This is a genomic window from Mesotoga sp. UBA5825, assembly GCF_002432955.1.
In the GTDB taxonomy this organism is placed as follows: Bacteria; Thermotogota; Thermotogae; order Petrotogales; family Kosmotogaceae; genus Mesotoga.
The window spans coordinates 1-10622 of record NZ_DJHG01000005.1 but is presented as its reverse complement, the minus strand read 5'-3'; the positions used below and the strand labels follow the sequence as shown (position 1 = coordinate 10622).

Genomic DNA, 10622 nt, shown 5'->3' with positions numbered 1-10622 from the left:
GCGAAGCCTGACTGGCCTGCGTAAGCAGACTGGCTTTTCTCTCGTCCTCTCCGTTAGTGCAGCGAACGTCTCGACAACTCACTTTCTCAATTGATCTTATCGTAGGACGGGTCCATGCTCTAGGACGGAGGACGTTTCTTCAAAGCGCTCAGCGACCAGCGAAAAGCGATTCTTCCAGCGATCTGCGGGGTCTTTCCCGATGACGATAACGATGTAACGTCAACGATCGACCAACATCGCCTTTTGTCTTTGCTTTATAAGGTACAATACAAAGGAGACATCCGGGGGGTGAAGGTTTTGCAGTTCAGGAAGATGAGGAGATGGGATAAGGAGCTGCCGCTGAACGAAGCTACTGAGATTCTGAAAAACGGTTCCTATGGGGTATTATCTACTGTGGGTATAGATGGGGGATGCCCTACGGGATCCCTGTGAATTACACGTACGAAAACAATTGCATTTTCGTGCACTGCGCAATCACCGGTCACAAGCTAGACAACCTTTCTCAAAACGCTAATGTTTCTTTCTGTGTTGTTGAGTCATCTAAAGTGATTCCGGAGTCTTTTTCAACGATCTTTAGAAGCGCCATCGCCTTTGGAAAAGCCTCGATACTGGAAGACGATGGGGAGAAGACAGAGGCCTTAATGAAGCTCCTTTCAAAGTATTCGGCAGATTACTTTGAGAATGGAGTAGAGGAGATTAAAAACGCCTTGAAGGCCACCTGTGTTATCCGTATCGATATCCTTCACTTGACAGGAAAATCATCGATAAAGTAGTTCGCGGACGGTTCTATGGTTTTTCTTGTTCAGTAAAATGGATTGATCGGGTTTGCCCACCTTAGGTGTTCTTTCCATTCATCAGAAGCCTATCTAAAGGTTCAGGTATTTGATTTGAATACCTAAAGGCACCTCTTCTTGTTATAATTCCGATGAATGAACTAACTGGAGGCGATGGTTGATGAACAGGAACGCTCTTATGAGAACTATAATTGGAGCCATAATGATTCTGCTTGGGATCCTGATCATTTTTGTCAGATCGTTCACTCTCAATCTCTGGCTATTGCTTATCTGGATTCCTGGGATTTTCATGGAATACAGAGCATTCACTGGACGTGACAAGAATCTCTTTGTGCCTGCAGGCATTTTGCTAACGGTCGCTGTAATCCTGACTTTCAATGTTATTTTCCCGGGCTTCATAATGGGAGGCGGCTGGGCGCTATTCATAGCCGCTCCTGCCGTTGGCCTCTTTCAGTCGTATTTTGCCGGAGTTGAAAAGGATAATGGCATTCTGGTTGCGGCATCGTTCTTATCGGCAATCTCCATACTCTTTCTGCTCATAGCACTGGCGCCGAAAGTGCTTGGAATTTTCATAGGAATCTCGCTGCTTGCAGTTGGAGGGTTGGTAGTCTACAAAAATCTGAGATCTGTTAAGAGATAGGAGGAGTCTGGATGAAAGCCATGATTTTAGCAGCCGGAGCCGGAACAAGATTGAAACCGCTGACGAACAGGCTGCCAAAACCGATGCTTCCCATTATTGAGAAGCCGGTTATAGAGTTTATTCTTGAGCTGCTTGCCAAGTATGATGTGAATGAGATAATGATCAATCTCTCTCACCTCGCAGGAGTACTTCAGAATTATGTAAGGAGCGGGTACAGATATGGTTTGAGAGTCGGATACTCCTTCGAAGGGCATTTTGAGAAGGGGCAGCTGGTGCCTGAACCCGTTGGTTCGGCTGGAGGATTGAAGAAGATTCAAGAAGAGTCCGGCTTCTTCAATGAGACATTTATTGTACTTTGCGGCGATGCGATAGTAGATTTCGATCTAGCAAAGGCGTATGAATTCCACAGGGCAAGCGACTCTGTAGCGACAATTATTTCAAAGAAAGTCGAGAGAGACAAGATTCCCAACTACGGAATTATCGTCTGCGATTCGGCGGGAAGGGTCGAATCTTTTCAAGAAAAGCCGGCGGTTGAAAAGGCCAAATCGAATCTCGCTAACACGGGCATCTATATATTTGAACCCGAAGTCTTCAACTACATCCCAAAGAATCAGTTCTTCGATATCGGCGGTGAGCTTCTTCCCCTGCTTGTTCAGAAGAGAGAAAGGGTCTTCTCGCTCGACACGAAGATAGACTGGTATGACATAGGAAGGAACTCCGATTATCTCGAGATACTCGGCGCGGCTCTCGAGGGAAGGATAAAGGGCTTCAAACCTTCCGGAAGAGAAGTGACCGAGGGTTTCTGGAGAGGTACGGGCTCGGTCCTTGAGAAGAGCATTAAGATCATCACCCCGGTATATGTTGGGGCGGGTTCGATAGTTGAAAAGAACGTAAAACTAGAAGGGCCGGTAATGATTGGATCCAACTGCAAAATCCACAGCGGCGTTGAACTGAGTAACGTCTTTGTGGGAGACTATACACGGATCAGACCCGGTTTCAAGGGAAAGAATTTATTGATCACATCTGAGTACTACGTGACAGTAGACGGGAGCGGGGGAAGTATCTCCGACTCGAATCTCAAGAATTACATCTCAGATGTGAGGTCTTTGGAAGGCAACTCCACTGTCCACTAGAGAGCTATCTTTAATCGTGCTAGAATTGTCCATACGTTTTTTCTAGGAGTTGCTAATTTTGAAAATTGTCAAAGTCAAGAGCCGTCACGAGAGGAAAGAGTTCATTGAGCTCCCAAGGGGACTATACCGCGATTACCCCCTCTGGGTACCTCCTTTAAGCCATGAAATTAAAGCGGTTTTGAAAAGCAAGAGCTCACAGCTTCTTGCGAACGGTCCTCACGATTTCTTTGTGGCAAAGAACGGAAGTAGTGTAGTGGGAAGGCTCGCCGTGGGCATAGAACAGGTTATGAACCGCGAGAAGTCCGTGGAGCATGCATACTTCACGCTCTTTGAGTCGGTAAACGATAGGGCCGTTGCCGACGCCTTGCTTAGGACTGCCGAAAGCTGGGCAAAGAGCAAAGGCATGAAGTATCTGAAGGGACCTGTTTCCCCTACTAACGGCGACGATTATAGAGGCCTACTGATAGATAACTTCGAAGATCAACCTGCCGTTATGATGCCTTACAATCCCCCCTACTATGTTGACTTTTTTGAAGACTTCGATATTTACTTGAAATATCTTGCCTTCAGATACGATCTTGAGCAAGTCATATCCGAGCGCGAGATAAAGTTTACCGAGATCGCAATGGATCGCTACGGGTTCCGCGTTGAAGAGGCCAATTTCAAGCGGCTAAAGGATGTCGCCGCGGATCTTCAGAAGATCATGGAAGAATCTATCCCGAAGTGGGAAGAGGACGTTCTTCCTCCCACATATGAAGAACTGTGTGATATGGCCAAGACACTCAGGACGGTAGCCGATCAGAGAATGGTAATCATCGCGAGATCAGGAGAAAGGCCAATAGGGTACTTTGTTGCGCTGCCGGATTTCAGCCCGCTCATTCGCGAGATTGACGGCAAGCTACTCCCCTTTGGCTGGTATAAGCTGCTGAGTAAGAGAAAATCTCTTGCGCGCGTAAGAGCGGCGATACTCTTTGTCGTTCCCGATTTCAGAAACAAGGGCGTGCCTTCGGCCATGTTCTTGAGAGCGTACAGAAATATCCAGAATATGGGTTTCGAAGAAATCGAAGGATCATCGATCAGCTCAATGAACGCCACGATGATCGCAAATGCCCGGCGTGCCGGAGGCCAGGAGTACAAACATTACATAGTCTACGGAAAGAGCCTGCTGAAGAGACCGCTTTCACTCAGTGAGATATACGGGATTGCTGCGAGCAAATTTGTTCCAAAAGTCCAACAGACTTCTGAAACTCTTCTTCAAAGGATCTAAACTCGGTAGAAAGTTCCGATGTGCAGGGCTTCCGATCGTCTATGAATTCGAGAAAATTAAAGAGTTTTTTGTATCTGGTCATGTATCTGAGATCCCTTTCGCTCTCGAACTTAGCTGCGCTGAACGCCTTAATGACTTCAAACATTAGAGATGAAGGCGAGTAGGGAACCAGCCTCTCGATCTGGAGAAAGGCAGCCATCTCTTCGAGCATTCCGGTAACGAGATGACAGGTCCTGGAGTAGGGTTGCTTCGCAATGCTTTCCAGCCAGGGAATGAATTCCCGGTAGTAGTGGTATTCTGCCGTCTCGCCTTCGACACCTACAAGCCCCAGAAGTCTTAGCGCCTCAATTCTCGACTCTTCTTCTAGTGATAGAAAATGAGCTCTCAAGGGATCGTCATCTCCTAGAATGAAATAGCTATCACCCCGTAAAACACCGAACTTCTTCATTGTATCGAGATAACCACAAATGAGATACTTCTTCGAGACCTCAGGATCAAAGGTCATTACTGTCCCGAATTGCTCTGAAGGTTCTATCAACGTGACCTTCATTCCATCGGTGAAGATGTTTATAAAAGCGAGAGCTTCTCCAAAGTAGATTCCAATAAGGTCGACTGCGACAACCTCTTCGTGGCCTCTCTCCTTTGCCATGAAAAGAGGGAAGTTAGAATAGACGCCTCCGTCTATGAAGACCTCTCCGTTTATCTTTTCACGCGTGAAGGCGGGAAAGTTTGCGCTTGCCAGAACAAAATCGACCAGCTTTCCCTCTGGGATAAGGTCTTTGTACATTGCGTAAGGTCGCAAGCCACTGAGAGAGTAGAGAACGATTCCAAGTTCTACATCGCTCGCTATTACCTTTTCCTCAACGATCATTTCTTTCATCTTGGTTCTCATGGGTTCTATGTCTATTCCATTTTCGGAGGTGAGAGTTCTCATTGCCGAGGCAAGCTCCATCGCATCCAGGCCCAGGAGATTTCCCTGGATCAGTTCGTACAAATGAGGAGAGGCATTCATAAGCTCCAGGTAATCTATGCTGCACCACACATCTCTCGCAGCCTCAAAGCCCTCACTGATAAGACCGGCCGCGTTGATTGCCCCTACAGAGGAACCGTAAATGGCATCGATTTCCAAACCGAGATCAAGCAAGGCGCCGTAAACACCGATTTCATAGGCCCCTCTACCTCCGCCGCCAGAAAAGTCCACTGCAACCGAGGCAGCAGTGACCGCAAGTAGAATTACCGAGAAAACTAGAAGCGCTCTCTTCATTTCTCTTCCCCCAGATTTCTCCAAAGTTGTATGAAGGATTTGATGATATTATTATACATTGGAAAGGAAGAGACTCAGAATCCATATTTAATGAACCCATCACGAGTTCTCTCTCGAAATGGTGTATCATATTAAGTTAGTTTACCGGACTAGTGAGGCGATTGTTTTGATAAGAGACTTCCTGAAACACAACTGGCCAAGGTACGTTTATGGCGCTATTTTTCTTATTCTTGTCGATTTGCTAATGTTGATTACTCCAAGAGTGATTGGATTGATAGTAGATGAAATCAGAGGTGGTGCCCAGGACCTAGGTTTTGTCAGACTGCTTATATTTGCCGTTATCGGGGTTGCCTTCGGACTTTTCATAACGAGATTGTTCTGGCGGGTCTTCATAATGGGGGCGGCAAGAAAATTCGAGTACTACGCTCGAAAGACACTCTTCGAGAAGCTTCTGACGCTTCCACCAACCTTCTATGACAGGACGAGGGTCGGTGATCTTATGGCCAGATTCACGAACGACGTGAATGCCGTGAGAATGGCTATGGGTCCTGCGATTGTCATGATCATAGATGCCGTCTTTCTCGTAACTGTAACGATCTTTGCAATGGGGCTTTTCACGAACTGGAATCTGACATGGATCTCAATCGCTCCGCTTCCGGCGCTGGCTATCGTTTCAACCTTCTTTGGAAAGATGATTCATAAGAGATTCAAAATGGTCCAGGCATCCTTTTCCGATCTTACAGATACAATTGAAGAGTCCATCTCGGGAGTCCGGCTTATAAAGAGTTACGGAATCGAGGACCTTAGAAATGGAACTCTCTCCGATAAGTCAGATACGTATGTAGAGAAGAACATGACTCTGGTAAGGGTCTGGGGAATGTTCTTCCCGCTGATTCAAACTCTCTCTATGCTTGGTACTGTGCTGGCAACATTGTTTGGAGGACGTATGGTAATACTGGGTCAGATAACTCTAGGAGAGTACATCACGTTCACTTCGTACCTGGGAATGCTGGTCTGGCCGATGACGGCCTTTGGCTGGGTGATCAACATCATCCAGAGAGGACGCGCCTCTTACAGAAGGCTTATGGAAGTCCTTGAAGAGGATAACAACATAACTACCGATGACCCTGTAAAAATCGACGAATTTGAAGGTCATATAGTCATGAAGAACCTCACCTTCACCTACCCGACCGGAAGCAGACCTGCCCTTGAAAACATTGATTTCGAAGTCAAACCCGGCTCTAAGATAGCCATCGTCGGAACCACTGGCTCGGGAAAGTCGACGATTGCAAAATTGATCGCCAGGCTTTACCCCGTTGACGAAGGGATGCTGTTCATAGATGGAGTGGATATAAATAAACTGGAACCTGAGGCGATAAGAGAAAATGTTGCTTACGTTCCGCAGGAGACGTTTCTCTTCTCCGAGACCGTTGGAAACAACATTCGTTTCGGAGACATGGGAATATCCGACGAAGAAGTTAAAAAGTACGCGAGCATCGCCTCGATTCATGAGGATATCGAAGGCTTCAGCAACGGGTACAAAAGCATTGTGGGTGAAAGAGGCGTGACCCTTTCGGGAGGTCAGAAGCAGAGGATTTCTATAGCAAGGGCACTCATAAAGGAGGCACCACTCGTTGTGCTCGATGATTGCCTTTCGGCCGTCGATACCGAGACTGAAACGGAGATTCTAAAATCCTTGAAGGACTCCGAGGACACCAGATCGATAATCGTCATCTCTCACAGGTTAAAGGCCGTGGTGGATTCCGACGAGATTTATGTGCTCCATGAAGGCAAGGTAGTCGAGAGGGGAGTACACTCCGATCTAGTTCAGGGCGGAGGTCTTTACCAGAGGATGTACGACAGACAGATGTTAGAAGAAAAGCTCGAGGAGGAATAGCATGGCCGAAAACGTATACAGCGAAGTAGAAGAGAAACTTAAGGTTGAAGACTGGCGAGTCGTCTTCAGGCTGTGGAAGTACACGAAGCCCTATGTTGCTATTCTGATTCTCAGTTTGATTTTGATCGGAGCCTCCTCGGCGCTTGATCTCCTTCCACCGCTGCTGATGAGAAGAGCAATAGACAACTACATGGACAATCAGTATTCGCTGGTCGTGGTTGAAGAAAACGGTTCCTTTAGCTTCGCGGAATCCGATGAAGGAGCCTTCTATCTCCAACAGGATGAGTCGGGTCTCTACAGTGTGACCGACGGTACGACAAGTTATCCGATAACCGAAGAACAACTCAGAGACTTGAGGGTGCAAGACCTTAACGGGATAGGTCAGATAGCAATCTTCATGATCCTGATCCTCGTCTCGCTTTTCTTCGTCAATTACGGGCAGGTCTATGCAACATCCTACATGGGACAGAAGATAACTCATGGTATCAGGGTGGACCTCTTCCGGCATCTTCTGAGAGTGCCGATGAGGTTTTTCGACACGAATCCCAGCGGAAGATTGGCGACTAGGGTTGCTAACGACACGCAGAATCTTGCCGAGTTCTTTACAAGTGTCATTACGTCGATGGTGAAAGACGTCCTCCTGCTGGGAGGAATCATCATAATAATGCTTAACCTATCTACCNNAATCAGGAAGTCAGGAAGAAGAGCGAGTTCGATTCGGTTAACAAGAGCCACCTAAAGAGCCTTTTGGAACAGCTCTGGGTATTTGCCATTTTCAGACCGCTGTTGGATCTTCTTTATTATGTGACCATAGCTATCGTTATCTGGTTTGGCGTAAAAAGCATTCTGGGAAACACGCTGGCCTTCGGAGTGCTTGTTGCCTTCGTTTCGTACATCGATATGTTCTTCCGACCGCTGAATGACATCGCAGAAAAGTACGACATTGTACAGAATGCGCTTGCCTCGGCCGAGAAGATCTTCAAGCTGATGGACGAGACCGAAGAGACATACAATCCAGACGAGGCTGCCACGAAAGCACTCGAAGGAAGCGTTGAGTTTGAAAACGTGACCTTCGCGTATGACGGTGAGCACAAAGTGTTGAAGGACATCAGCTTTGGAGTTAGGCCGAAGGAAAAGATCGCCTTCGTCGGCGAAACCGGAGCCGGCAAGACCTCGATCATCAGCATTCTCACCGGACTGTACAAGATTCAGGGCGGCCAGATAAGGATAGATGGCAAGAACATCTACGACTACAATCTCCAGAGTTTACGCAAGAAGGTTGGAGTTGTACTACAGGATGTCTTCCTCTTCTCAGGAAGTATTCTCGATAATATTCGTCTCTTCGACGAGACGATTTCGAGGGAGAAGGCCATAGAGGCTGCAAAGTACGTCTATGCTCATCACTTCATTGATCGCCTTCCAGATAAATACGATTCAGTAATCCTTGAAAGAGGGGGCACATTGTCTGCCGGAGAGCGACAGCTGATTGCGCTTGCCAGGGCCGTTGCCTTCAATACGGATATTCTTGTTCTCGACGAGGCGACTGCGAATGTCGACACAGAGACAGAGGCTCTAATTCAGAAAGCTATGGAGAGAATTTCAAAAGAGAAGACAATGATCACGATCGCTCACAGGCTTTCCACCATAAGAAATGCAGACAGAATAATGGTGATTCATAAAGGTATGCTTGTAGAGTCGGGAACTCACGATGAGCTTCTCTCAAAGGGAGGAATATACTCGGATCTCCACAGACTGCAGTACGAGCTTGGAGATATCGCTTAGGAGTCTGATCTCTTTTCCTGGTCAGCGCCGTCTTTGAGTTCTTCGGAAGTGTTCTCTTCGATGTCGCTTGTATCCTCCAGAGAGGCAGGCAGGTCGAGCTTCAAAGGCTCGTCCTCAGGTCTTCTCTTTTTAGGCCTGAGTTGAAGCATGGGGAATTCATACGGTCTCGTAGCCATTCTTCTTCCCACAGTAGACATGACGTTGAAGAAGACCTGAGGCACAGTCTTGATCTTTGTCGTCTGCACTCTCTTGAGAAGAAGAAACGCAGTAAACCTGAAGAAGGAGCCCAGAAGGAAGATCACCTGGATTCCGTAGAAGTCGATGCCGAAGATTGTAATGCTTTTTCCCTTCAGATAGGAAGCAACTAGTCCTCCGAGAAGTGAACCTCCCAAAGCGCCAATCCCATTCAAAAAGGCCTGCACTGCGACGTAGGACTCAACTGACTGGCCGCGTATCATGCCCATCATCATTGTGAAGATACACAGGTTGATTGCGCTCCATACAATCCCAGTTACTACCGCATCTACGGGCAGTAGAATAGCCGCCGTCTGAGGGGTGACAAAAATCCACATAAGGGCGAGAATCGTTGCTCCAAGTACTCCAAATTCCGCAACCGACTGGTGTCCTATCTGGTCGGATATCTTGCCCCAAACAACGTACATCATCATGGAGGCAAGTGAGGCGACTATACTCATAACACTCAGATACGAGTAGCTGATCTCGAGATTCACAAGCTGGTGGTAGGCGTAGAAAGGTCCGGAGATAGTAATAGCGAAATTCCATACTACAGCGAACTTCAGGTACTGCCTGAATCTGAGATTACCAAACACTTCCTTGAACACTCTTCCCTGGCCAAACGTCTTCACTGGAGGAGCATAGTGGCTCTTGAGAAGAACAATCGTTATTACTGCAAATACGCTTGCCATAGAAGTTACAATAACAAATCCCAAAGAACCCGTATAACGGTCCAGTATGAACGAGTACAAAGGAGTTATAAGCATTGTGCTCAGAGATAGAATCAGATTACGTCTACCAAAATATTTACCTGTCTTTTCGGGATCGATCACGTCTCCCATTATCGAAGCCCAGAAAGTGCCCACAAGAGAGTTACCAAACGCAACTGAAGAAAGGAGAATCAGCAGCAGCGATTGCGATTTAATCCCCAGGGCAAGTGTAACGGGAATAAAGGCAAGTGGTATCCTCCCGATAAGTGCGCTGAAAAGCATCGCCTTTTTCCTGTCCTTGAAAAACTTCATCACGAATGGCGCAAGCAGCTGAACTAGTTGAGCAAGCGTAGGGAGAACTCCAATTATGGCGATTAGCATCTCAGAAGCGCCGTATTCAAGAGCTAGACCGGTTACTATGAAGCCTTGAGTAACCAGAAAGGCCATGTTGAAGAACGAGCCCTCGAAGATCGCAAGTTTTCTCGTTCTCTTGTATTCAGGTTTGTTGTAGCCCAAGTAGTCGTCCATTGCCTCTCCCGCCAGATCAAAATCAGCTGATTCACTTGAGAGTTTATCATTGAAAGCACTGCGTATGTGGCACTATCCCAAACTCTTTCGTTTCATTTCCTGTACACAGATAGTAAAGGGATGCTTTTCTCTCGCCTTCTCGTGAGCGCAGCGAAGATCTCGACAATGCTCTTTCTCGGTTGCTCTTTTCGGCGAACGGATCCCTGCTCTTGGAAGGTTAACGGAGGACGTCTCCTCAAAGCCTACATCGGGTCTTTGATTTCAAGCGTATATCGATTTCAAGACTCGAGATCCCGATCAGTTGCACATCGGGATGACGGTCTTTTCTAGCTTTGTGTCTGGCATGCTTCCGGCCAGGATCTCGATCTTTGAA

10 protein-coding genes are annotated in these 10622 nt (G+C 47.2%); 8 read left to right on the top strand and 2 right to left on the bottom strand.

The genetic code is table 11. From position 1 onward, the window contains the following. Positions 1-297: 297 nt before the first annotated feature. From B3N33_RS00220 to B3N33_RS00200, 5 genes are all read left to right on the top strand, one after another. Complete coding sequence (locus tag B3N33_RS00220) at positions 298-432, top strand: hypothetical protein (protein ID WP_292589623.1); 135 nt, start codon at positions 298-300, stop codon at positions 430-432. Further along, on the top strand, positions 411-773 hold the full coding sequence (locus tag B3N33_RS00215; RefSeq protein ID WP_214060677.1) for a pyridoxamine 5'-phosphate oxidase family protein: 363 nt from the start codon (positions 411-413) through the stop codon (positions 771-773). Before B3N33_RS00220 ends, B3N33_RS00215 begins: the two co-directional genes overlap by 22 nt. 181 nt (positions 774-954) lie before the next feature. Continuing rightward, on the top strand, positions 955-1434 hold the full coding sequence (locus B3N33_RS00210) for a hypothetical protein (protein WP_292589625.1): 480 nt from the start codon (positions 955-957) through the stop codon (positions 1432-1434). An 11-nt stretch (positions 1435-1445) separates the two neighbouring features. Then, positions 1446-2567: a nucleotidyltransferase family protein gene (locus tag B3N33_RS00205; protein WP_214060675.1), complete on the top strand. Its 1122-nt coding sequence runs from the start codon at positions 1446-1448 to the stop codon at positions 2565-2567. Between the two features lie 58 nt (positions 2568-2625). Next, positions 2626-3834 (top strand): hypothetical protein, encoded by a 1209-nt coding sequence (locus B3N33_RS00200; RefSeq protein WP_292589628.1) that lies wholly within the window; start codon positions 2626-2628, stop codon positions 3832-3834. Here B3N33_RS00200 and B3N33_RS00195 read toward each other — a convergent pair. Beyond that, on the bottom strand, positions 3752-5098 hold the full coding sequence (locus B3N33_RS00195; protein WP_292591754.1) for a patatin-like phospholipase family protein: 1347 nt from the start codon (positions 5096-5098) through the stop codon (positions 3752-3754). The genes B3N33_RS00200 and B3N33_RS00195 overlap by 83 nt on opposite strands. Positions 5099-5264: 166 nt before the next feature. Here B3N33_RS00195 and B3N33_RS00190 point away from each other — a divergent pair, with 166 nt between their 5' ends. The 3 genes from B3N33_RS00190 (at position 5265) to B3N33_RS00180 (ending at position 8777) form a co-directional block, all read left to right on the top strand. Next, complete coding sequence (locus B3N33_RS00190) at positions 5265-6995, top strand: ABC transporter ATP-binding protein (RefSeq protein WP_292589632.1); 1731 nt, start codon at positions 5265-5267, stop codon at positions 6993-6995. A gap of 1 nt (position 6996) precedes the next feature. Further along, positions 6997-7734, top strand: a complete 738-nt coding sequence (locus B3N33_RS00185; RefSeq protein WP_292591753.1) for an ABC transporter transmembrane domain-containing protein — start codon at positions 6997-6999, stop codon at positions 7732-7734. An 8-nt stretch (positions 7735-7742) separates the two neighbouring features. Further along, on the top strand, positions 7743-8777 hold the full coding sequence (locus tag B3N33_RS00180; RefSeq protein WP_292591751.1) for an ABC transporter ATP-binding protein: 1035 nt from the start codon (positions 7743-7745) through the stop codon (positions 8775-8777). Here the strand turns inward: B3N33_RS00180 and B3N33_RS00175 are convergent. Then, positions 8774-10249 (bottom strand): MFS transporter, encoded by a 1476-nt coding sequence (locus tag B3N33_RS00175; RefSeq protein WP_292589634.1) that lies wholly within the window; start codon positions 10247-10249, stop codon positions 8774-8776. The two genes, B3N33_RS00180 and B3N33_RS00175, sit on opposite strands and share 4 nt — an antisense overlap. Positions 10250-10622 lie beyond the last annotated feature (373 nt).